This is a genomic window from Streptomyces sp. NPDC000134, assembly GCF_042899225.1.
GTDB lineage: Bacteria > Actinomycetota > Actinomycetes > Streptomycetales > Streptomycetaceae > Streptomyces.
The window spans coordinates 65,835-87,758 of the sequence record NZ_JBIAZN010000023.1 but is presented as its reverse complement, the minus strand read 5'-3'; the positions used below and the strand labels follow the sequence as shown (position 1 = coordinate 87,758).

Annotated in this window: 22 protein-coding genes and 1 riboswitch; of the genes, 3 read left to right on the top strand and 19 right to left on the bottom strand. The window is 70.6% G+C overall.

All coding sequences use genetic code 11. The features are described from left to right. Positions 1-17: 17 nt before the first annotated feature. From ACFY32_RS28715 to ACFY32_RS28670, 10 genes are all read right to left on the bottom strand, one after another. Complete coding sequence (locus ACFY32_RS28715; protein ID WP_390675735.1) at positions 18-284, bottom strand: acyl carrier protein; 267 nt, start codon at positions 282-284, stop codon at positions 18-20. Positions 285-314: 30 nt separating this feature from the next. Next, positions 315-1,937 carry a hypothetical protein gene (locus ACFY32_RS28710; RefSeq protein WP_390675734.1) on the bottom strand — a complete coding sequence of 541 codons (1,623 nt, stop codon included), beginning with the start codon at positions 1,935-1,937 and terminating at the stop codon, positions 315-317. 18 nt (positions 1,938-1,955) lie between these two features. Next, the gene (locus tag ACFY32_RS28705; protein ID WP_390675733.1) at positions 1,956-3,164 is read right to left on the bottom strand and encodes a cytochrome P450; all 1,209 of its coding nucleotides are present in this window, start codon (positions 3,162-3,164) and stop codon (positions 1,956-1,958) included. Continuing rightward, entirely contained in the window at positions 3,165-4,073 is a 909-nt protein-coding gene (locus ACFY32_RS28700; protein WP_390675732.1) for a hypothetical protein, read from the bottom strand. A gap of 49 nt (positions 4,074-4,122) precedes the next feature. After that, positions 4,123-4,779 carry a 3,4-dihydroxy-2-butanone-4-phosphate synthase gene (gene ribB, locus ACFY32_RS28695; RefSeq protein WP_390675731.1) on the bottom strand — a complete coding sequence of 219 codons (657 nt, stop codon included), beginning with the start codon at positions 4,777-4,779 and terminating at the stop codon, positions 4,123-4,125. Between the two features lie 119 nt (positions 4,780-4,898). Continuing rightward, positions 4,899-5,027, bottom strand: a riboswitch (FMN riboswitch). A 109-nt stretch (positions 5,028-5,136) separates the two neighbouring features. Then, positions 5,137-5,517, bottom strand: coding sequence for a phosphopantetheine-binding protein (locus ACFY32_RS28690; protein ID WP_390675730.1), 381 nt, complete (start codon positions 5,515-5,517; stop codon positions 5,137-5,139). A 309-nt stretch (positions 5,518-5,826) separates the two neighbouring features. Further along, on the bottom strand, positions 5,827-7,167 hold the full coding sequence (locus ACFY32_RS28685; RefSeq protein WP_390675729.1) for a condensation domain-containing protein: 1,341 nt from the start codon (positions 7,165-7,167) through the stop codon (positions 5,827-5,829). A gap of 10 nt (positions 7,168-7,177) precedes the next feature. Continuing rightward, positions 7,178-7,954 carry an ABC transporter permease gene (locus tag ACFY32_RS28680; protein WP_390675728.1) on the bottom strand — a complete coding sequence of 259 codons (777 nt, stop codon included), beginning with the start codon at positions 7,952-7,954 and terminating at the stop codon, positions 7,178-7,180. Further along, entirely contained in the window at positions 7,951-8,754 is an 804-nt protein-coding gene (locus ACFY32_RS28675) for an ABC transporter permease (RefSeq protein WP_390675727.1), read from the bottom strand. The genes ACFY32_RS28680 and ACFY32_RS28675 overlap by 4 nt, the downstream gene beginning before the upstream one ends. Continuing rightward, the gene (locus ACFY32_RS28670; protein WP_390675726.1) at positions 8,751-9,617 is read right to left on the bottom strand and encodes an ABC transporter ATP-binding protein; all 867 of its coding nucleotides are present in this window, start codon (positions 9,615-9,617) and stop codon (positions 8,751-8,753) included. Before ACFY32_RS28670 ends, ACFY32_RS28675 begins: the two co-directional genes overlap by 4 nt. A gap of 429 nt (positions 9,618-10,046) precedes the next feature. Here ACFY32_RS28670 and ACFY32_RS28665 point away from each other — a divergent pair, with 429 nt between their 5' ends. After that, positions 10,047-11,891: an amino acid adenylation domain-containing protein gene (locus ACFY32_RS28665; protein WP_390675725.1), complete on the top strand. Its 1,845-nt coding sequence runs from the start codon at positions 10,047-10,049 to the stop codon at positions 11,889-11,891. 80 nt (positions 11,892-11,971) lie between these two features. Here ACFY32_RS28665 and ACFY32_RS28660 read toward each other — a convergent pair whose 3' ends face one another. The 4 genes from ACFY32_RS28660 to ribX form a co-directional block, all read right to left on the bottom strand. Next, positions 11,972-12,121, bottom strand: a complete 150-nt coding sequence (locus tag ACFY32_RS28660; RefSeq protein ID WP_390675724.1) for a hypothetical protein — start codon at positions 12,119-12,121, stop codon at positions 11,972-11,974. Positions 12,122-12,346: 225 nt separating this feature from the next. Further along, on the bottom strand, positions 12,347-13,123 hold the full coding sequence (rosB, locus tag ACFY32_RS28655) for an 8-demethyl-8-aminoriboflavin-5'-phosphate synthase RosB (protein ID WP_390675723.1): 777 nt from the start codon (positions 13,121-13,123) through the stop codon (positions 12,347-12,349). 62 nt (positions 13,124-13,185) lie between these two features. Continuing rightward, on the bottom strand, positions 13,186-14,232 hold the full coding sequence (gene ribY / locus ACFY32_RS28650; protein ID WP_390675722.1) for a riboflavin ABC transporter substrate-binding protein RibY: 1,047 nt from the start codon (positions 14,230-14,232) through the stop codon (positions 13,186-13,188). Positions 14,233-14,305: 73 nt separating this feature from the next. Further along, positions 14,306-14,866: a riboflavin ABC transporter permease RibX gene (gene ribX, locus ACFY32_RS28645; protein ID WP_390675721.1), complete on the bottom strand. Its 561-nt coding sequence runs from the start codon at positions 14,864-14,866 to the stop codon at positions 14,306-14,308. A 39-nt stretch (positions 14,867-14,905) separates the two neighbouring features. On the opposite strand from ribX, the gene ACFY32_RS28640 reads away from it, so the two are divergent. Next, on the top strand, positions 14,906-15,154 hold the full coding sequence (locus ACFY32_RS28640) for a hypothetical protein (RefSeq protein WP_390675720.1): 249 nt from the start codon (positions 14,906-14,908) through the stop codon (positions 15,152-15,154). Between the two features lie 1,238 nt (positions 15,155-16,392). Here ACFY32_RS28640 and ACFY32_RS28635 read toward each other — a convergent pair. After that, positions 16,393-17,241: a helix-turn-helix transcriptional regulator gene (locus ACFY32_RS28635; RefSeq protein WP_390675719.1), complete on the bottom strand. Its 849-nt coding sequence runs from the start codon at positions 17,239-17,241 to the stop codon at positions 16,393-16,395. Positions 17,242-17,379: 138 nt separating this feature from the next. Between ACFY32_RS28635 and ACFY32_RS28630 the strand changes: the two genes are divergently transcribed. After that, the gene (locus ACFY32_RS28630) at positions 17,380-18,159 is read left to right on the top strand and encodes an NAD(P)H-dependent oxidoreductase (protein WP_390675718.1); all 780 of its coding nucleotides are present in this window, start codon (positions 17,380-17,382) and stop codon (positions 18,157-18,159) included. Between the two features lie 374 nt (positions 18,160-18,533). Here ACFY32_RS28630 and ACFY32_RS28625 read toward each other — a convergent pair whose 3' ends face one another. Genes ACFY32_RS28625 through ACFY32_RS28610 form a run of 4 tightly spaced genes read right to left on the bottom strand, consistent with a single transcriptional unit; the run spans position 18,534 to position 21,825 of the window. After that, positions 18,534-20,555 carry a HEAT repeat domain-containing protein gene (locus tag ACFY32_RS28625; RefSeq protein ID WP_390675717.1) on the bottom strand — a complete coding sequence of 674 codons (2,022 nt, stop codon included), beginning with the start codon at positions 20,553-20,555 and terminating at the stop codon, positions 18,534-18,536. After that, entirely contained in the window at positions 20,556-21,236 is a 681-nt protein-coding gene (locus ACFY32_RS28620; RefSeq protein WP_390675716.1) for a DUF7019 family protein, read from the bottom strand. A 7-nt stretch (positions 21,237-21,243) separates the two neighbouring features. Continuing rightward, the gene (locus ACFY32_RS28615) at positions 21,244-21,432 is read right to left on the bottom strand and encodes a DUF397 domain-containing protein (protein ID WP_390675715.1); all 189 of its coding nucleotides are present in this window, start codon (positions 21,430-21,432) and stop codon (positions 21,244-21,246) included. Positions 21,433-21,468: 36 nt separating this feature from the next. Next, entirely contained in the window at positions 21,469-21,825 is a 357-nt protein-coding gene (locus tag ACFY32_RS28610; protein WP_390675714.1) for a hypothetical protein, read from the bottom strand. Positions 21,826-21,924: the final 99 nt, after the last annotated feature.

Sequence of the window (21,924 nt, the reverse complement as noted above, 5' to 3'; positions counted from 1 at the left end):
GCGCACTCCTTCCGGGGCTACCGGTCGTGTATTCCACGGGACTTGAGGTAGGCGACCGCATCGCCCACGGTGAGGATCTTCCTCGCCTGCTCATCGGTGATCTCGAACCCCTCGCCGGCGTCCGCCTCTCCCTCGAACTCCTCCTCGAAGCGGATGATGATCTCCACCAGGTCCAGCGAGTCCATTCCGAGCTCCTTGAAGCTCATGTCGGGTGTCACCTGCCCTTCGCCGATGCCGAGATGGGAGACGAGGATCTGGATCACCCGGTCGAGAACGGTAGTCACACTGTGTCTCCCTCTGCTCCGGCTGGCTGGTCAGGTCGGTTCCGCGATGACGGATGAGCTGCCCGGCGTGGCGCCGCCGCCCTTGGCCAGGAGTGTGGCGGGCGCCTCGACGGGGATTCCGAGTCCTTCGGAGACCCGGAACCACACACGTACGTCGGCGACTTGCTTCATGAAACCCCGGTTGGTCTCGAACATGTCGGCGCGCGCCGGCATCCCGCACGCCTCCATGACGGAGCCGAACACGGCAACCGCCTCTTCCGGCACCCGCCGGAAGTCCTCGGACCGTTCGCTGCCCACGAGGTCGAGCAGTTCCAGAAAGCCGTCGCCGAGGGCGTCGGCCTGGAGGTCCATGGCGACGTTGCGGCCCACTTCGCTGCGTACGCTCCCGAGAGCCACCGTCATCATCCTCAGGTAGATCTCGGCCTTCCGCAGAATCGGCAGCACGCGGTTGCGGTGGCCGCTCTCCACGGCGCCGTGCAGATCGTCCGAGAGGCTCCACACCGTCATCGCGTACCAGTTGGCGGCGATGCGGCACGACACCCAGGCTTCGGGGCTGGGCGCGACCGGGGCCGTGCACACCTGCGACAGGGGTGGATGTCCGGCGGTGCGGTGGACGGCGGGCACGGCGCTGCCGTCCAGGTCGACCACCGCGGCGCCGGTGGCGAGGAGTTCGTCGGCGACGGGCCGGGCGAGCGTCCGGACGGCGCCGCGGTCCATCACGAAGCGGGCGACGGCGGGGCTGGTGGCGTACAGCGAGCGGTCGGGCCGTAGCAGGAAGCCCGCGCCGCCCGCGACCTGGGCCTTCCATCCCTCGGCCAGGTCGAGCCGCAGATGCCCCTCCGGCGGAAGGCCCGCTGCGGTGGCCTGGAGCTCCGCACCGAACTCGGCACCCAGCAGGGCTTCCAGTACGGCCGGGACCTCGCCGCTCCGGTCGGGTCCGGTGCCCCAGGCCCGGCGCATCAGGTCGTTGAAGAGACGCTCGACGTCGGCGGCGTCCCAGGGGTCCTCCGGGGCCTGCACCCGGCGCCCCTTCTCCAGCACGGTCCGGTCGCTGACGAAGGTGATCCCGCGTGCCGCCGCGACGCCTTCGACCGCGGCGAGCAGGGCCTCGCACAGGTACTGGGAGCCGGCCGGGAGGTTGCCCGAGCGCAGGTGCACTCCGGCCCGCCCGGCCATCCGGAGGCACAGGGCGCGTGAGTAGTTGTGGATCGCGGCCGACAGGAGATCCGCCGAGCTGTCCTTCAGGAACTCCGGGGTTACCCGCTCGGTGATCGGGACGCTGTTCACCACGCGGTCGTACAGCCACAGATGGTCGGCCCACCATTCCCGGTCGTCGACCGGGGGCGGGGTGCGGCCCTGGTACGGCTCGGTGACCGAGCGGGCCCAGGTGTTGACCCACCCCTTGGTCTGCTCCCACGCGTCGGGACAGAGGAAGTCGACGTCGACCCGTCGGCCGTCGTGGAAGGAGTGCATCGGCAGCCGCCCTGCCGTGCTGCCCGAGACGAGCAGGTCGAGGTCGGAGCGAGCGTGGCCGAAGCCGGACACCGAGGAGCCGATCAGCATGACGCAGTCGTCGTCCGCGAACCGGCCCCCCTGCCGGAGATGGGCGGCCACGGTCCGCGCGATCTCCAGTTCGTGCGACTGATCCAGCACGATCCCTCCCGGTTTGACTCATAAGTGCACGATGACGCGGTCCCAACTGCGCAGGGTGACGCACCGGCGCGAGGGCATCGCCTCTGCCAGCCGGACCCCGGGGAACGTCTCCAGCAGGCACGCCAGCGCCGACCGGCCCTCCAGTCGGGCCAGTCGTGCTCCCACGCAGCGGTGGATGCCGCCGCCGAAGGACACGTCCGGGCCGGCCCGTCCCGGGTCGCGGTTGGCGGAGGCGAGCACGAGCAGGACGCGGTCCCCCGCGGCGATCCTCCGGCCGCCCACGTCTGTCGGGACGGCCGCCGTCCGGGCCACGATCTGCACCGGCGAGATCCGTGTGATCAGGTCGTCCACCAGGGTGTCGTCGACGCGCTGTCGCGCGGGGGCCCCGGGCGGCAGCGCGCTCAGCCGCCGGGCGGCATCGGCCAGGAAGTCGGAGACGGTCCTGGTCCCGGCGAGGATCAGGAACATCAGCAGTTGCCGGGCCTCCGCCTCGCTCAGCCGTCCGGCCTCGACGTCGCGGGCCAGGGTCCAGTGCAGCGTCCCTGCCCGCGCCGGTCGGGCGCGCCCCTCGTCGAGACACGCGCCGAGTGCCCGATAGGCCGTCAGCGCCTGGTCGGCGGTGTGTGCCGTCGCCATGGGCTCAAGTCCGCCCACGACGTCGCGGACCCAGCCGGTGACCCGGTCGTCGGCGTGCAGTTCGAGCCCGGAGATCAACTCGAAGACGCGCAGCGGGATCACGGTGGCGAACCGCGGGACCAGATCGACCCGGTCACCCGCCCAGCCCAAAGAGCACACGACCTGACGGACGCACTCCTCCAGGCGCGGGGCCAGACGCCGTAGCGCCTCGGGCCCGAAGGTTTCGCGCACGGCGCCGCGCAGCCGGGTGTGGTCGGGCGGGTCGAGCATGAACAGGGAGGGGCGGCCGGGGTCGAGTGTGACGTAGGGATCGACGAGATCCTGGGTGGTCGCGTCCGGGCTGCTGCGGAAGACGATGTGGTCGCGCAGGACTCGGGCGACGTCGTCGTACCGAGTGACCACCCAGCAGTCCAGCAGGCGGCTGTAGTGGACCGGGCTGCGCTCCCGTAACTGCGCGTAGACCTCTTCGGGGGCCCGCTGAAAGGCGTCACGGAACGGGTTGAAGGCCAGTCCGGCCTCCTTCCGCTCCTCGGCGAGGCACCGGCGCAGCCAGGCGAGTCCCCTGTTCTCGGTGGCGTATCCGCTACTCATCTACCGTGCTGCCCGAACCCGTTCGAGGTGGCCCAGGGCGTCCTGCTCGATCCGTCGGACAGCTCCGGAGATGTTCTCGTCCTTCGGAACGTCCGCCAGGGCGACGGTCTGCCACCGCCACCCGTGCGCGGCCTGCCGGAAGGCGTCGCGGCAGTGGTCCTGCATCGCGAGGAAGGAAGCGTCACCGTGCTCCCCGGCAAGACCGTAGCTCTCGAACGGGGTGGTGACATCGCCGGTGGCCGCCCGCCAGCGCACGGCCAGCCGTGGATCGGTGTCGACCCAGTAGCCGTACGTCGGCCCGAACAGCGCGTGGAAGAGCCCTCTGGCGGTGTCCAGGACGCGCTGCGCCTCGGTGTGCTCGGGGGAGCCGGGACCGGACATGCGCTGGGCCAGCAACACGTTCTTCAGGACGTGTTTGTACCCGAAGCTGTCGTTGACGACGACCACGCCGTCGCGCAGCCGTGACTCGACATAGCTGTGCACCCAGAAGCCGCCGACGATCTCCAGGACGGCCGAGGAGAGCAGGGGCCGCGCGCTGTTGGCCGCGACGTCCACCGCGCGCAGCCGCTCCTCGATCTCGGAGAACTTGGCGGCGTCGTCGTCACCGGCCAGCAGCGCGCCGAGATCGTTGAGGGGGTCCGCCGGCACGGCCTCGGCGTACTGGGCGCGCAGGGCGGCGAACGCCACGTGGGACAGCACACCGGAGGTGGCCGGTTCCGCGCCCGCCATGGCCCGCTTGAAGTTGACGATTTCCACCTCGTGGCCGCCCGCCCGCAGGGATTCGGCCAGTTCGACGGCGATCGTGCTCTTGCCCGCTCCGTCGATGCCCATGAGGGCGATGTGCAGGCCCTCGGGCCTGGCGGAGCGCTGCGGCCGGTCCGGTCCTGCGTCAGGGCGGCGAACTTCCACGGTACCTCCGATGCTGCGGATGGGTTCTCGACTCAGCGGTCGGTACGGGTCACCTCGCGACGCCCACGGCCAGGACGCGTTCGTCGTGTGTGTCACCGGTCTTGCGGCGGTACTGGACCAACTGGGCGACGGTGATCAGCGGCAACTGGAACTCGTCGGCGAAGCGGCGCAGATCGGGCAGGCGTTTCATGGTCCCGTCGTCGTTGACCAGCTCGCACAGCACACCCGCCGGGTGGCACCCGGCCAGGCGTACGAGATCGAGCGTCGCCTCGGTGTGCCCGGTCCGGCGCAGGACGCCGCCCGGGACACCGCGCAGCGGCACCACGTGGCCCGGCCGGCACAGGTCTCCGGCCGTGGTGGCCGGATCGGCGAGCAGCCGGATGGTGTGGGCACGGTCGGCGGCCGAAATTCCGGTGGTGACACCTTCCCGGGCGTCCACGGTCACGGTGTAAGCCGTACCGCGCCGGTCCTGATTGATGGAGTACATCGGCGGCAGTTCGAGGCGGTCGCAGTCCTGCGGGGTCAAGGGCGCGCACACATATCCCGAGGTGTGGCGCACCATGAAGGCGAGCAGTTCCGGGGTGGCGTGCTGGGCGGCGAAGATCAGATCGCCCTCGTTCTCCCGGTCATTGTCATCCGCCACCACGACCGGCCTTCCGGCCCGCACGGCGTCGATGGCGTCCTCGACGCTTTCGAGAGGGAACATCCCCATCTCCTCTTCCGACATGGCCTTGCACCAAGCGCGAGCGAGGTCAGGAGCGGAAGAGCGCGACAGCCCAGGGCCACCGGCCGGGTGAACGCGCCGGTGTACACCAGAATGCCAACACACGCAAACTCCCTTCCGGACTTTAACCGTCGGCCCCGAAATTCCATCGGGTCAACCGGTCGATGGCTTCGACCGGGTCGCGGGCTTTCACCGCCGGTTCGGAATTGCACCGAACCCCGCTTGCGTTGTGTGGATTGATTTTGGCAGCTATATGCTGCCACAGGCCCATGTGCCGCGCCAAGCTGTTCCATCCCCTCCCGCGCGCAAACACCGGTTCTCGGCCGATAACGCGTTCGGTCATGCGGCCGCCCGGCGCCGGAGTACGGGGCGTGCCGTGGCGGGCCCGTCGAGGCATCCGGCCACCCCCCGTACGGTCGGATGGCCGAAGACGTCCCGGACGGCCACCTCACGGCCCGGCTCGGCCCGGAGCCGCGCCACCAGCCGTACGGCGAGCAGCGAGTGGCCGCCCAGTTCGAAGAACCCGTCCTCGGGTCCGACCGGCTCCACACCGAGCACCTCGCCGAACAACCGGCACAGCGCCTCCCCACGGTCGTCTCGCGGGGCGCCGCCCGTCGTGCCGGCGCCGTGGTCGGGCACGGGCAGCCGGACGCGGTCGACCTTGCCGTTCACCGTCAGCGGCAGCCCTTCCTCCCTCGGGCAGCACCGCGGCCACGGCACGTCTCACCTCGGCGGCGACGACGGGGCGTCCGGCCGCCGGCACGACGTACGCCACGAGCCGCCGGTCGCCCGGCCGGGTTCCCGGCTCTCGAAGGCGAGCAGGACCTGGAACAGCGGGTGGTGGGCCAGGGACCGGCTGGGGTTGAGCGTCTCGACCAGGAGGTCGAAGGGGAGGTCCTGGTGGGCGCAGGCGTCCAGGTCGCGGCCCTGTCAGCCGTATGCCCTCGGCCAGACGGTAGGCCACTCCCCCGGCCCCCACCTGCTCCAGGAACCGCAGCCGCCGTTGGGCGTGGGAAAGGGGAAGTCCTGTCATCGCTCGGCCCCGGGGCAGACAGCGGACCGGCACCTGTCGAGCAGGCCGTCCGTCGTGGCCGCGCCGTCGGTCGCCAAGCGGTGCAGTTCGTCGTCGTACCAGGCGAGCAGCGCGTGCAGGCCGGTCCGCGGGAGGAGTCCGGGGTCGGCGCGTACGACGAGCGGCATCTCGGGGCCGCCGCGGACCTTGACGTCCAGGCGCGGGCCGATCTGGCGGTAGGGGCGGGTGGTCTCGATCCGCCGGGTCCCGCCTCCGAGTCCCTGCGGATCGCCGGGGACGTCATGGGCCATGAAGTTGAAGAAGTGGTCGAAGCCCAGCACGATCCCCCGCTCGGTGAGCACCAGGCCGGTCACCGTGTCGATGTCGTACGTGCCGAGTCGGTACGCCTTCAGGGCGGCTCCGTGGACTCGCCGGACATATCGGGCGAAGGGAGCGGCTCCGGGTTTCAGCGCCAGGGGCACGTACTGGTTCATGGAGCTGACGATGGTGCGCCAGGGTGCGGTGAAGCGGTTGCTCGACTGGAGCGTGTGGACGACCTGTTCGGTTCCGGTCACGGCCGCCGTGGCGAGTGAGGTCAGGGCGAGGAGGACGGTCTGGGGCGGTACGCCGAGCCGCCGGGCCGCCGCGCCGAGCCCGGTCCGTGCGCCGGGAGAGCGAAGGACGGCCTCGATACGGCCGGGGTGGTGACCTGCCTCGTCCGGCACCGGGAACAGCTCCTGAGGCAGCGTGCGCAGCAGGTCGCGCCAGTGGCCGAGGGCCGCCTCGCGGCGCGGGCGTTGGGCGGCGGAGCGTTGGAGACGGGCCAAGTCCACCGGCCGGGCCGGGGTTTCGTCCAGTTGACGCCTGCCGTCGGGGTCGTCGGCGCCCATCAGGGCGGCGGCCTCGGCGCGCAGCCGGGCCAGTCCGTAGCCGTCGGCGACGATGTGGTCGACGACGATGACCGCGTACGCCGGGCGTCCGCCGTCGGTGACCACGGTGAAGCGGCGGGCGAACTCCTCCGCGCGGTCGAAGGGTTGGCCGCATCGTTCCCGTCCGGCCGCTTCGGCCTCGGCTGGCGTGGCGCCCGGTCGCTCGACGACAGCCACATCCACCCCGTCCGCGACCGGCATCACATGCTGTTGCCGCTCGACGAACCGCGTGCGCAGCGACTCATGGCGGGCGCACAGCGTGTGCAGTGCCTTCGTCACCGTCGCGAGAGGGCAGTCGGGCGGCACGGGCACCACCGTGCTCAGGTAGGTCTCGGGCCAGCGGTCGAGCGGCCAGTCGGTCATGACGCGCCAGACCGAGAGCTGGCCGTAGGTCAAGGGGGCGCGGTCGGCGGCCGACGTGGTGGTCATGTCCCTTTCCTCATACGTCGTCGAGGGCAGCGGAGGCCCGGCTCATCCGTTCCAGGACGCGCAGCAGGAGCAGGCCCAGCAGAATGTAGACGGCGGCCTTGGACAGTTCCCAGCCGAGCAGGCCCGCCACCCCGGCCTGTTCCGCGAGTGCGCGCCGGGCGGCCTCGATGCCCTGCGTCATGGGCATCGCCGCGCCGATGAGGGCGAGCCAGTCGGGCAGTCGGCCGACGGGAATGTTCACCCCGCAGAGCAGGAGGATGGCGTACAGCACCACGTTGGAGACGAAGGTCGCCTCGCGGGTGCGCAGTCCTATCGCGCCGATCACCAGTCCGCAGGCGCTGCACGACAGGGCGGTGACCAGGACCGCCGCGGCCAACCCGGGCAGGGCTGCGGCCGGGATGGCCACCCAGCCGAGGGCGACACCGAAAGCCAGCATGAGCGTCGAGGTGAAGGCGCCGATCAGGACGGCCGGGAAGATCCGGCCGCTGAACATGACCGCGCGGTTGGCGGGGGTGGCGAGGAGCGCGCTCAAGGTGCCGCTGTGACGCTCGCCCTGGATCGACATGGACGGGGCGAACAGACCCGCCATGGCGCAGGAGATGAGCGCGTTGCCCACCACGTAGTACGCGACCGGGCGGGTGCCCAGGTAGCGGCCGAGGTGGGCGAACCACACCAACTGCACCACCGGCACGCCGATCACGGTCGGGACGAAGGCGGACGGGCGCAGCCAGCGGAACAGGGCGAGATGCGAGCGCCAGCCCGCCACGAGGAACAGCCGCAGGGTCACTGAAGGGCCAGCGTGCCGCTGGAGCGTGCCATCCACTCGAACCTCCTCTGCAACAGCAGTGTGAGGGCGCCGTAGACGGCGGACAGCAGCAGGCACATACTCACCGCGCGGGCGGCCCCGGGGGTTCCGAGCGCCGCGCCTTCCAGGGCCTTCACTCCCCAAGTGGGCGACAGGCACCAGGAAATGACCCGGACCGGCTCGGGCAGCGTGGAGACGGGGGCGAGCATGCCGCTGAGCATCCAGACCGGGTACTCGAAGAAGTTGGCCAGCGACTGGGCGGTCGGGTACAGGATGAACGCCGAGGACAGCAGCAGTCCGAGCATGCCGAGCGCCAGCACGGTGGCCGGCAGGGCCAGCAGGAACAGCGCGGGGTCCCCGAGGTGCACAGGCATGTCGAACAGCAGCGCGCTCCACACCAGGGAGGCCGCGAGGCCGTAGACGCCCAGAGTGGCGGTGGCGAGGGCGAAGGGCACGGTGATCAGGAAGGTGGAGCGCGGGCTGGCGACCAGGGGTTCGAGGACCTGCGTCCAGCGCAGCCGGTTGATGGCGTTGCCTGAGCCGAGCAGGGTCGAGGACCACATGCCCATGAGCCCGGCGCTGAGCGCCACCGAGATGGGTGCGACGTCCCGGTCGGAGCCGTCGAGCATGTGGAAGGCCAGCGAGGCGCAGATCAGCGGCAGGAAGACGGCGAGGAAGACGTACAGCCGGGTGCGGACGAGCTGGCGCAGCTCCAGGCGCCAGGCGCGCAGCAGGTAGCCGGCTGTCGCACGCGGGCCGGCGTTCGTCGGTGCCGCGGTCACCGGGCGGCTCCGGCGATGAGGGAGACGTAGGCGTCCTCCAGCGTGGGTTCGCGCTTGAAGACCTGGAGGACGGAGAGCCCGCTCAGCGCGGCCAGGACGGCGGCGGTCACATCCGTCTCCTGGCCGCTGTGCACGTCGAGCACCTGGCCCGCGTCCCGGTCGGACAGGCTCACCGACTGGACGCCGGGCAGGGCGCGCAGCCGGTCCACGTCCCGCTGTCCCGCGCCGTTGAGGTGCACGGTCAGCACGACCTGGCCGTCGGTCTGCTTCTTCAGCGACTCGGGGGTGCCCTCGGCGATCTTCCGTCCGTCGCGCATCACGAGCACGCGGTCGCACAGTTCGTCGGCCTCGAACATGTAGTGGGTGGTGAGCAGCACCGTACGGCCCCGGTGGACCTGTTCGCGGACGAGCGCGCGCAGTTCGCGGGCGCCGACCGGATCGATGCCGTTGCTCGGTTCGTCCAGGATGACCACGTCCGGGTCGTGCAGCAGCCCGCGCGCGATGTGCAGCCGCTGTTTCATCCCGCGGGAGTAGGACTCGACCCTTTTGCGTTCCTCGCCCAACAGCCCGACCATGTCGAGAAGTTCGGGCACCCGCCGCTTCTGCTCCCGGTACGGCAGCCCGTACAGGTCGGCGAAGAGCAGCAGGTTGTCCCGGGCCGACAACCGGGCGTACAGGCCCTGGTCACCGCCCAGGATCACGCCGGTCAGGCGGCGCACGGCCTGCGCCTCGGCCACCACGTCGTGCCCGAGGACCCGGGCCCGACCGGAGGTCGGCAGCAGCACTGTCATGAGGATCTTGACGGTGCTGGTCTTGCCCGCTCCGTTGGGCCCGAGCAGTCCGACCATCTCGCCGCGTCCCACGCGGAGCGACAGTCCGTCGACCGCACGCTTCACCCCGCCCTGGGGTCCGCGGAAGGTTCGTGTGAGGTCGTCCACAGCGATGGCGGACGCTGATTCGGAATCCTGCATTCGCACCTCTTACGGCCATCGGACGAGAAGAGGGACCCGGCAACTCCACAGCGACCCTAAAACCCGGCCGGGTGGCCCTCAATCAACACCGTCCAGGTTGTCCGAAACTGACCCCGTCCTCCACGTGCGATCCAGGTGAACGGGGTTTCCCGCGCCTGGAGTTGGCCCAGATCACGCCTTGTCACTCCGATGGGGTCGAGTTAGGCTCCGCAAATCCCTCGCGATTTCCACGGTTTTCCGCACGTCACCGTCAAATTCCCGCCGACCGAAGAAATCCGGGCGTCCTCCCGGTTTCAGAAAAGGCGCCAGAAAGGTGTGACCATGCCACCGGAGTACGATCCGTGGGCCCGCTGCACACCCGCCGACCGGGCGGTGATCGAGAATCTCCAGGGCGAGATCACACCGGTGCGTCCCGACGAGGTGCTCCACGAGCTGCGTCGCCGGTACTCCGCGGGCGGCTCCGGCGTCGCACTCACCGACGGCGGCCGTGACTGGTCCTACGAGGAGCTCGGCCAGTGGGCCCTCGGCCTGTGCGCGGCGCTGACGGAGCGGTTCGGCGCCGGGGTCCTCGGCGTGGCGATCGACCGCTCGGCCGAACTCGTCGCCGCCGTCCACGCCGTGGCCCTCTCCGGCGGCGCCTACTGCCCGCTGGGGACGGCCGATCCGGTCGCCTGGCGCCGGTCGGCGGCCGACGTCGCGGGTGTCGAAGCGGTGCTGGTGGCCGGGGGAGGCCAGGATTTCGCCGCGAGTCTCGACGTACGGGCGCGTTGTGCCGTGCCCCCCGAGGGCGAGCCGTCGGCGCTGGACGCCGACGCTGTTGCCCAGGTCATCTTCACCTCGGGTTCCACCGGGCGGCCCAAGGGCGTCGTCTGCACACATCAGGGGTTCGCCAACCGAATCCGGTGGATGCAGCGGGCCTTTCCGCTCACCGAGGACGACCGGGTGGCCCTCAAGACCCCGGTCACCTTCGACGTGGCCGGGTGGGAGCTGTTCTGGCCGCAGTACGCGGGTGCGCGCGGCGTGGTGATCCCGCCCGGGGAACACACCTCGCCGGAAGCGCTGATCACCCGGTTCACCGAACACCGGGTGACGGTCGCCCATTTCGTGCCGTCGATGCTGCGCCTGTGGCTGCGGGCGGAGGGCGCCCGGCGCTGTCCCGAGCTGCGGCTGGTGTTCTGCAGCGGCGAGGCGCTGACGACCGACCTGGTCAGGGAGTTCGCCCGGCAGTCGGACGCCGAGCTGCACAATCTGTACGGCCCCACGGAGGCGTCCATCGACGTGACCCACGCGCGGGTGGACCTGGCGCCCCGGGACCCGGTGCCGATCGGGCGTCCCATGGACAACACGCGGGTGTACGTCCTCGACCGCGACGGCCTGGTCTGCCCGGTCGGCGAGACGGGCGAGATCTGCCTTCAGGGTGTCGGTGTGGCCGCCGGCTACCTCGACGGCGACCGAAGCCGTTTCTCCCCTGTGGGGCCCGAACCGCCCGCGGGCTGGCGCTCGTTCAGAACGGGTGACCTCGGCCGGTGCGCGCCGGACGGGCAGATCGAGTTCTGCGGGCGCGTCGACGACCAGGTGAAGATCAGGGGGCAGCGGGTCGAGCCCGCCGAGGCGGAGTGCGCGCTGCGGGAGCACGCGGCGGTGCTGGACGCGTGTGTGGTGCCGTACCGCAGCGGGTCCGGTCGCTGGTCCCTCGCCGCTCATGTGGTGCTGCGGCCCGATCACGATCTGCTCGATCCGCTCGGTGCGCTCATGGGGCATCTGGCGGACCGGATTCCCAGCCGGTCGGTGCCGGCCCGGATCAACGTCGTGGAGGGGTTGCCGGTCGGGAAGCACGGGAAGACGGACCGGGGCGCGCTGCTCGTTCCCCGCCGGGGGCGGCCCGACCTCGCAACGGCGTTCGAAGAGCCCTCGACCCGGTTGGAGTTGCTGATCGCCGGGGTGTGGGCACATGTGCTGGACCTCGACGAGGTGGGCCGGTTCGACGACTTCCATCAGCTCGGCGGCGACTCGCTGGCCGCCGTGGAGATCTCCTTCCTGATCGCCGAGCGGCTCGGGCTCGACTCCGACGACGATCTCGTCGCGGACATCCTCCTCGACGGGGACACGGTGGCGAACGCGGCCGGGGCGGCCGTCGCCGGAGGGATCGACGACGGCCCTCTGTGAGGGTTCGACGGTGGATCACTCCGGTGCTCCCGCCCCGGAGCACCGGTTCGCCCTGCTCGTTCTCGATGACCAGCCCGAAACTACACCGCGACGCCCTGCCCGAGCGAGGTCACGGTGACCTTCGCCTCGATGGCCTCGTCGGCCCACGCCCGCCGCGGGAATTTCCGGTCCGTGCGCACGGCGGTGAAGTGCGGTCGGCTGCCGGCCTTGGCCGCCAGGGACGCCGTCAACAGCCCATGACACATGACGCGTTCGGCCTGACAGGGAACGAGGTGGCCCCACAGGGCACACGGAGGCGGAGAAAGTCGTATCGGCCGCCCTGCGACACGACGCCCGCAACGCGGACCGCCCGCTCGCCCTGCTCGGGCTCAAGTGATCACGAAACGAATGTCCGCCGACTACGCCGAGGTCCTGAGGTGGAGCCGGGCGCCTGGAGGTCACCCGGCCCCCGGTCGTCAGCCGCTGAGCTGGCCGTCCTCGACCTTGACCTCACCGAGCTTCTGGAACCGCTTGTAGCGGATGGCCGGGGTGTTCACGTTGACCCTGATCGCGAACACGTCGTCGCTCTCCTCCCGGGCCGCCTCGGCGCACTGCTCCAGGTCGGTGGCGTACGGGGTCTCCTGGAGCATGCGCGCCAGGTGGGAGGTGTTGGCCACCATGAAGCGGATCAGCTTGTTGGTGTGGAAGTGCCGGTCGCCCTTGCCCTCGATGTAGCCGGGTCCGGTGCCGGCCGGGCCGAGCCAGTAGGCCGCGGCGTTCGGCGGCACGCTGTAGCCGAGCCGGCCGAGGTTGTTCAGCACGGTGCCGGCGACATGGTGGGCGCCGTCCTCGTTGCCGCACATCAGCAGCCCGGCGACCTTGTTGTACAGCGGGAACTGCTTAGTGTCGGGGTTCAGCTCGTCCATGAGGTTGAGCTTTTCGAGGATGACATGGGCGGACGAGGTGCACATGTTGAGGGTGATCGGGGTGGCGATGACAAGGATGTCGGCCTCCCTGATCTTGCCGAGCAGCCAGGGCCACTCGTCCTCGCGGCGCGCCTTCTCCCCGGCGTTCCAGTCGTCGTAGTCGTCCCAGTACTCCTGCTCGATGTCATGGTCGATGACCCGGATGACCTCGGTCTCGATTCCCTCCTTCTCGTAGAGGGGGAGGGCCTTGTCGATGAGTCCCTGGGTCTGCGAGCGGCTGGGTGACCGGCGCAGAGTGGTGTTGAGAATGAGAGCTTTGAGAGCCATTCTTCTCGTTCCTTCCCGTCGCGACTGGTTCGACTGCAGCGGAGCGGGGGCGCGTCTCGCCCTCAGTCCTTGGGCAGGTAGTCGTTGGTGTAGGCCTGTTCAGCCGGGATCTCCTTCTTGATCAGGCCCTTCTCCTTCATGAAGTCCGCCATCCGGCTCCAGGTCTGCGGGTCGCTCTCCCCGAGCCGCCCGCCGGAGCCGCGGATGAGCGGCACCGACGCCTTGAGCACCGCCAGCGCCGCAGCCTTGCCTTTGGAGTCCTTCAGCGTGGGGATGTGGGCGCGGCTGAGCTCGACCGCTTCCTCCGGGTCGGCCAGGGTGAACTCGACTCCGCGCAAGGTCGCCTCGACGAACTTCCGTACGTCCTCGGGCTGCTGCTTCAGGTAGCTCTCGGACGCTCCGATGCCCGAGGAGATCAGGGGCGCGCCGTCGGTGCCCTCGGCGAGCCGTACGGCGCGTACGTCCAGGCCCGCCTGTTCGAACTGCACCTGGTCGTTGTTGACGAAGCCCATCACTCCGTCGACCCGCTTGGCGGCGAGGGCCGCCTGCTGGGTGTAGCCGATGGACTTCACCTTCACGTCGTCGGTGGTGAGTCCGCCCTCGGCCATCAGCGCGAGCAGGCCGAAGTAGGTCTCGCCGTAGGGTCCCGGCACCCCTATGGTCTTGCCCTTCAGACCCTTGGCGTCACGAATGGACGAGTCAGCAGGGACCAGCAGGGCCACGGGGTAACTCTTGTAGAGCGTCATGACGTTGACGACCGGGACGGAGCCGGCCCGGCCCTGCACGATCTCGTCGCCGCCTGCGATGACGAGATCCTCTTTACCCGCTTTCAGACCGCCGAACAGGTCCTCGCTGGCGCTGTGGTGATGCAGCGTCACATCGAGGCCCGCGTCCTTGTAGTAGCCCTTCTCCTCGGCCACGTAGAAGGGCGCGAACTGGATGTTCGGTATGTAGGTGAGTCCGAGCGTGAGCGGGGTGGCGTCCCCGTCGCTGTTGTCGCTCGCGTTCGGTTCCTCCGCGCAGGACATGAGGGTCGCCGCCAGCAGGGCGACGGCGACGGCCGCCTTCACGGTACGGCGTCGGGCGGGGATTCCGATGGCAGCTCTCATGGACGGGGCTCTTTCTGATGGCACATCGATTCGGCTTCGGGCGGGGGGCGGTCAGGTGTGTGGTGCGGGTCGGTCACCAGCGGGCCCACCGCTCCAGCAGCAGCATCAGGCCGTAGAGGCAGGCGGCGAGCAGGGTCAGGACAAGCAGGGTGGCGAAGAGGCCGACGGTGTCCGCCTCGCTGCGCTGGACGGTGAGCAGTTGGCCGAGTCCGTCGCCGCCGACCACGAACTCGCCGACGACGGCTCCGGTGATCGAGAGGGTGAGCCCGGCCCGGATGCCCGCGAGGGTGCCCGGCAGGGCGAGTGGCCACTCGATGTACCGCAGCATCTGCGCACGGCCCACTCCGTCGACACGTGCCGCGTTCATGATGTCGGGGTCGATCTGCCGCAGCCCCAGAACCGTGCTGACCAAGATCGGGAAGAACACCAGCAGGGCGCACAGCACGGCGATGGGCAGCAACCCGTAGCCGAACCACAGGGCGAGCAGCGGGGCGAGCGCCACCGCGGGCACCGCCTGGGAGGCGGCCACATATGGTTGCAGCGCGGCGGCGGCCACGCGGTTGCGGGCGATGAGGTAGGCGAGCGGAAGAGCGACGGCCAGGCCCAGCGCGCTGCCTGCGATGCTCTCGGTCACGGTCCGCGCGACGTAGTCGAGCAGGAAACCGTCCCGCAGTTGGCTTACCAGCTCCTTCGCAATGGAATAGGGAGTGGGCAGGAAGAAGGTGGAGACGACTCCCCAACGGGTTACGGCATCCCACAGGGCGACGAGGAACAATCCGAGCAGGACCGGTGCCAGAAGGCCGAGACCGCCGCGACTGCGTATGCGTGGCCGCCGCGTGGCTTCCTTTTCCCGCGCCTCGATTCGGGCGTCTTCGAGATCATCCGCAATGGCGATCTCAAGGTCGTCTGCTTCGGATTGTGACGTGTCGCGCGTGGCACCTTGTTGGAACACTCAACCTTCCCTGGTTCCACTTCAGCACGTCCTGTGAATGCCACACAGGGCGAATTCGGCTCAAGTTGCGCTCCCCGCAAACTAGTCCACGATCCGGATACCCGCAACGAATAAGCGGGGGAGAAAAAACCGGTCACGCGGCCCGGTTTACGGACCAGGCGAGTTGCATCCGCGGGAGGGCGGGAAACACAGGAACGCCTCCCGCGAGGGAGGCTTATCACACAACCGCTCGACAACCGTGAGCAATGAGCGAGTTTCCGTCAGGGAGCTGCACCGTGTGACCACCACGTCAGAAGGGGTCCGGTGAGCCCACCGCCCTGTTCACCGCCTTGATGAGTCCGCTCGAACTTGGCCGGATACGGTTTCTGTTGAGGCGTCGATGGGTGCCGGGTTCGCGCACCGGGGAAGTGCGCCCAGCAGGGCCCCGGCAGCATCCGCAGCGGGATGTCGTCGAAGCAGGGCAGGGCCGCGGCCAACTGTGTGTTCCACGGGCACTGTCCGTCTCCTCCGGGCGTACCGCCGAGCGGGCGGACCGAGGGTCCCTCGCTGCAGTCCCGCCTCGGCCGGGCCCACCCCGCGCCGAACCCGAGGTCGGGGCTCCGCATCCAGGTCACGGCCTTGCCCTGGCCGGCGAGGGTCCGCTCGTCGAGCGGGCCGGGCAGGGGGCTTCGGTCGCCGGATGCCCCAGGTGATCGAGCCGCCGAAGGTCTGCTGCGTCTCGGTGAGCAGATGCGCCCCGGCGGCCGAGTCGGCGCGCCCGTCCTTGACGCGCGACGCCCGGGGAGCGCCTGATTCTGAAGCGTCAGCGGCCCCTGGGCCGGGGCGGGCGGCACGGCGGCCCGCCGCCCGGCGACCTCCGCGGCCGGGCAACGGCAGCGATCACGATCCGTGAGGTCCAGCATCGTCGCTCGGAACGAAAAGCTCCATTTAGTCTTCGTGACAGCAAACGTTGGTCCTGCTTGTCTGAAGTGCGATTCGCTCGTCCTCGTCGCAGTCCTCCGGCGCTTCCAAGCCGCGGAAGGGAGCGCAGCCCATGTCCGGGGCCACTAGCGAGGATCTTGAACAGGCAGCGGCCCAGGAGATGCACAACGCGGTGCTTGAGCCGGCTTCTTTGCCGGAAAGGAACATGCCATCGGCCGCGAAGCAGTCCGGGGAGCGGAAAGCCGTCAGCGCTGAGGGGTTCCGGGCGGTGAGTGGGCGGCGGCGCGTTACTCGCGGACCTGAGCGTTCACTGTGGGATGCGCGTCACCGCCGGCCGCGCCCAGGTCTGCGAGCAGGCGCAGCCCGTCCTCGGCGGGGCTGCCGGGGGTCGCGGACAGCACCACCAGCTCCATGCCTGATTCGTTCGGCAGGATGAAGTTCTCCTGGTGCAGTTCCAGCAGCCCGATCAACGGGTGCCGGTATGCCTTGCGTCCATATGTACGAGCGCGCACGTCCGCACGGGCCCACAGACGGCGGAAGCGCTCGCTGCCCATCGCCAGCTCGCCGATGAGCGAGGCCAGGCGGGGGTCCTCGGGGTACTTGCCGGCGGCCAGGCGCAGATGTCCGACCACGTCGAGGGTGCACGTCTCCCAGTCCGCGTAAAGGCCGCGCTCGGCCTCCTCCAGGAAGATGTGCCGGGCGGTGTTCAGGCCCGGCATCGACCGGCCGTAGAGGAGCCCGGCAAGGCGGTTCCCGGCGAGCACGTCCAAGCGGTGGTTCGTGATCAGCGCGGGTCCGTCGGCGACCAGGTCGAGGACGCGCAGCAGCTCGGGCCGGACCCGCCCACCCGGTGCCTTCGCGCGGCGGCGGCGCTGCCGAGCGAGCCGGTAGAGGTGCCCGCGTTCGGTGTCGTCGAGGCCGAGGACGTGGGCGAGGGCGTCGAGGACCTGCTCGGAGGGCTGGGTCGCGCGGCCCTGTTCCAGGCGTACGTAGTAGTCGACGCTGACTCCGGACAGGTGCGCGACCTCTTCGCGGCGCAGCCCTTGGACCCGGCGGCGGCTGTCGGTGGGGATACCGGCGGTCGCCGGGTCGACCCGGGAACGCCGGGTCCGCAGGAAACCCGCAAGATCGTCCATGCCCCCAGTATCGCCTCGGTGGTGTCCGTGAAGGTGGTCCTGCCGGTACCAGGAAGTCCCGTCCGACGGAACAGGAGCCCCTGAACGCGGGGTGCCGTGGTGTCCAGGATGGAAGGCATCCGATCCGAAGGAGTTCCCATGAAGACGCTGATCGTCTATGCCCACCCGGAGCCGAAGTCGCTCAACGGCTCGCTGAAAGACCTCGCGGTGTCCACGTTGGAGAGCGCCGGGCACGAGGTACGGGTGAGCGATCTGTACGCGATGAACTGGAAGGCGGCCGTGGACGCCGCGGACTACGGCCCCCACGCCTCGACTCCGTTGAAGGTCGCCCTGGACTCGGGCCGGGCCTTCGACGCCGGGACGCTCACCCCGGACGTCCACGCCGAGCAGGAGAAGCTGCTATGGGCCGAAACGATCATTTTCCAGTTCCCGCTGTGGTGGTACTCGATGCCCGCGATCCTCAAGGGCTGGGTGGACCGGGTGTTCACCTTCCACTTCGCGTACGGCGTCGGCGAGCACAGCGATACCAAGTACGGTGAGCGCTTCGGCGAAGGCACCCTCGCGGGCAGGAGGGCCCTGCTGTCAGTGACCGCCGGCGGCCCGCAGTCGCACTACGCCGCCCGCGGGATCAACGGCCCCATCGACGATCTGCTGTTCCCGATCCACCACGGCATCCTCTACTACCCGGGCATCGAGGTGCTGCCCCCGTTCGTGCTGTACGGCACCGACCGGATGACCAGCGAGGGTTACCGGGACGTCGCCAAGGCCTGGGAGCAGCGCCTGCTCACCCTGGAGTCGACCGAGCCGATCGCGTTCCGGCGGCAGAACTTCGGCGACTACGAGATCCCCTCGCTGCACCTGAAGGAGGGACTGGAGCCCGCGGGCCGCACGGGTTTCGGGCTGCACGTTCGGAGCTGACCGCCGGCGACGGACAGGGCGAGCCGGGGCGCGAAACCGAGGGGCGGACCGAGGGCCGTGGCGGTGGTGGCGGTTGACGCGACCGTCTGCCTGTTTGCGGTGTGACGTACCCGCTCCCTGCATGCCTCGACCTCTGCCTGGCGATGCGGCCCGATACTGCCGGCCTCGCTCGCTGCCCGAAGCGGCTCACGGACCTTGATCCGCGGTACGTCCGGGTCCGGGCCGGGGGGGGGAAGTCGGTCAAGGTCGTCGAGGAGGGTGTTCAGGTGCTTGCTCCTGGCCGCCGCGATGACGGCGAGGCAGGCGTCGGCCGCGTCGATCACGCGGCTTTCCTCCTCGGAACAGGCGTCTTTGTCGGCATGGTCATCAGCGCCTCAGGGGCCGAGCCGGACCCCGCGCGCCGCGGCGACGGCGTCCAGGGCGCCGACGTGCCAGGTGTGGAAGTCCTTCGTCGCGTAGCAGAACGCCAGCACGTGTTCGTGCGCCGCTTCGGTGCCGATCCGCAACAGGGCCTGTACGGCGGGCTCTTGGGCGCCGAACCAGGAGTCGGGGCCGAGGAGGGCCGTCAGGGGAGTGAGGTCCCGCGCCGAGCCGCGTTCGACGAGCGCGAGGGACGCCGCCTCCCGGGCCGGGGCCGATCTGGACAACCGGCACTCACCGGAGGTCACGTACGTCGTCCCGTCCCTCCGGTCCGGCGGCGGCGCCGTGGCGAGCCCGAGCAGCGCCCCGGTCGCCTCCGCCCCGGGGTGGGCGGCGAGCGCCCCGACGAGCCGGTGACCCACGTCCTCGGGCAGGCCGTCCGCGCCGGCGGCGAGCCGGACGAGGACCGCCAGCGCCGGGCCGCCGATCTCCCGCAGCGCCCGCACGGCGGCACGCGCGAGGTCCGGCTCGGCGCCGGGCGTCACGAACTCCCCGAGCGCGCGGGCGGCTTCCGGTACCGGGAACGCGCCCAGGGCCACGACCGCCCGTCCCCGCACCGCCTCGTGCGGCGACCGCGCGCAGGCGAGCACCACCGGCAGCATGTCCGGCGCACCGATCGAGCCGAGGGCCCGCACGGCGTGCGCCCGCAGGGTGCCGGGCTGCTCCTCGTCCGTGGCCAGGGCCGCGAGGAGGGGGGCGGCGGCCGCGTGCCGCAGGGCGCCGAGCGCGTCGGCGGCGCAGGCGCGTACCCCGACCGCAGCCGTGTCGTCCGCCAGGGCCGAATGGAGCACCGGGGCCGCGTCCGTGCGTCCGGCGAGGCCCAGCACTCGCGCCACACCGCGCCGCAGGGCGACGGATTCGCCGGGGCGCGTGAACAGGTCTACCAGCTCGGACAGCACCGGCTCCGGCAGCGCGGCCACGAGGTCCGCCACCGTGTCGCCGATGTGCGCGTCGCCCAGCGCCGCCACCAGCGCACCGGCCGCCCCGGCCCCCGCGGACGCGGCGAGCGCCCCGGCGGCGGCGCGGCGCACGGCCGGTGCCGGTGCCGCGCGCAGAAGGTGCGTGAGCAGGGCATGGTGTTCGCCGTGGTCCGCTACGGCGAAGAGGCCGGGTTCCGCCGCGATGTGGGCGCAGACCGCCGCCACGGCGTGGGTCGGGCAGCCGGGGCCGCCCTGCTCCGCCGCGCCGCGCAACACGTCCCACAGGTGGGCCCGGCCGTCCTCGGTCCTGGCGAGCAGGGCCGTCGCGAGGCGCGCCGTGCCGGGGTCCGGGTCGCGCTGGGGGGTGTGGAGGAGTCGCTCGACGGCCGGGTGGCGGTGCGGCGGCGGCCACCCGACGGCGGGCAGCGCGTGCAGCGCCTCGACCGCGGCGCGGCGCAGGTGGGTGTCCGATGCGGAGGAGTGCGCGAGGACGAGCAGGGCGGAGGCGGCCCGCGGGTCCCCGATCGCGCCGAGTGTGCGCACGACGGGTACCGCGCGATCGGGCAGATGCTCCCACAGCGTGGCCAGGAGGGGCGTCACGGCCTCCGAGGCCCGCAGCGTGGCAAGGGCGTCGAGCACCCGTACCGTCCAGTACCCCCGGCCGGACGGCAACCGCTCGCACAGCTCCACGAGACCGCGGACGACCTCCGGTCCACCGATGGCCAGCAGGGCTTCGCATGCCACCTTGTCCAGTTGCCGGCGGCTGTGGTCGGACTCGGCCAGGGTACGCAGCAGCAGCGGCACGGCCGACTCCGCGCGCAGCCTGCCCAGGGACGCGAGGGCATGCCAGTGCAGTCCGGGGAGCGGCTCGTCCCCACGCGTGAGGCAGAGGTGCAGTGTCCTGACGACTTCCGGTGTGCGTACCGCGCTGCCCAGCATCGCGGTGGCGTACACGGCGGCGCCATGGTTCTCTGACCACGTGGCCCGGCACAGCCCCGCCACGTCGCCCTCCATGCGCATGCGCATCACGTCGGAGATGGACGCCGCCCGCTCCACTCAGGCCCCCTCGCCCTCGTGCACCTGATCCGACATCGCCACGTACAGCGGTGTCCCGACGACGATCGTCAGCTCCTCGCCGTCCTCCCGCGTCACGGTGGAACGCATCAACTGCCGCGCCAGGAAATCGCAGTACACCGGCGGCACCGTCAGCCCTTCGGCCGCGTGCAGCACGTCGTGGGCCACCCCTTCCCGGCTCGGCATCCGGCCGCCGAGCGACCGCACGTTGAACTGGCTCTCCCACTCCGGAGGGGCGTCCTGGAGCAGCCGGAAGAGCGACGGCAACCCCGAAAAGCCGATCCGGCCCATCTCCGGCGGCGCCTCGTAGCCCACCAGATGGTGGGCGGAGCCGATGAGCGCGACCACGGTGCCGCCGTCGCGGCCCGTCATCAGCGTCGGCTTGTTCACCTGGCCGTATCCGGCGATGCGCAGCGCAAGGTCACCCCGGAACCAGGCGGTGGGCTCCGTCATCCAGCCGACGTCGAACTCCCGCTCCAGGTACGACTCGACGATGTCCAGCCGGTCGTACCTGCTCGCCTCGGTACGCGGCGACTGTACGGCCAGGCTGAGGACCTTGAGGTCGACCTTCGCCTCGACGGCGAGGCGCTTGAGCAGCTTGGGCGGGATCTGCCCGTACAGCATGTCCACCTTGGCGGTGGAGAGGTAGACGTAGTACCTCATGTGCCGGTCAGGCGCCGGGCTTCTGGGGGAGCGCCAGGAAGGCGGCCCGAGTGGCGGGGGCGGGGGTGCGGTGCGCGCCGCGCGGATTCCTGGAGTCCCTGATGCAGATAGCCGATGGGGCCGCCCCTATCTCCAGACAGGCGCCGCCCTGTTCGGTACTGTAACTGGACTTGATCCACTGCAATGCCGTACTCATTGCTCTCCTGACGAACGGGATCAACAGGGCCCCGCTCTAACGGCGTTGAGGGCCTGGGTCCGCAGCATCGCATACTTGCGCTCCCAGGATGGGCACATCGTCAGGGGCGACAATCAGATGGCTGCCACGTTGCACTGTCACGCCCTCCAGGGCGAGCTTCTGGGTGATGAGGTCGGCGACGGCGTCGCGGGAGAAGCCCGGATGACGGGGCAGATCGATGCGTATCTCCGCGTCGTCGTCGCTGAAGTTCTTCGGGACGTGGGGGTAGCGGCGCGGGTCGGTCTGCTCCGCCAGTCCGAGCGGCCGGTGGATCGCGTCGTGCAGCGGCTGGACCCACTCACGCATCAGCTCCCGGCGCTCGCGGGTGAGGACCATGTCCGCGGCGGTGCCCACCGTCAGGACGGAGGCCGCGCCGATCCCGCCGGGCTCCAGCGCGGCGAGCGCCGCCTCCCGGTTCTCCCACAGCTCCTGGAGGGCTTACCAAGTGGCGTC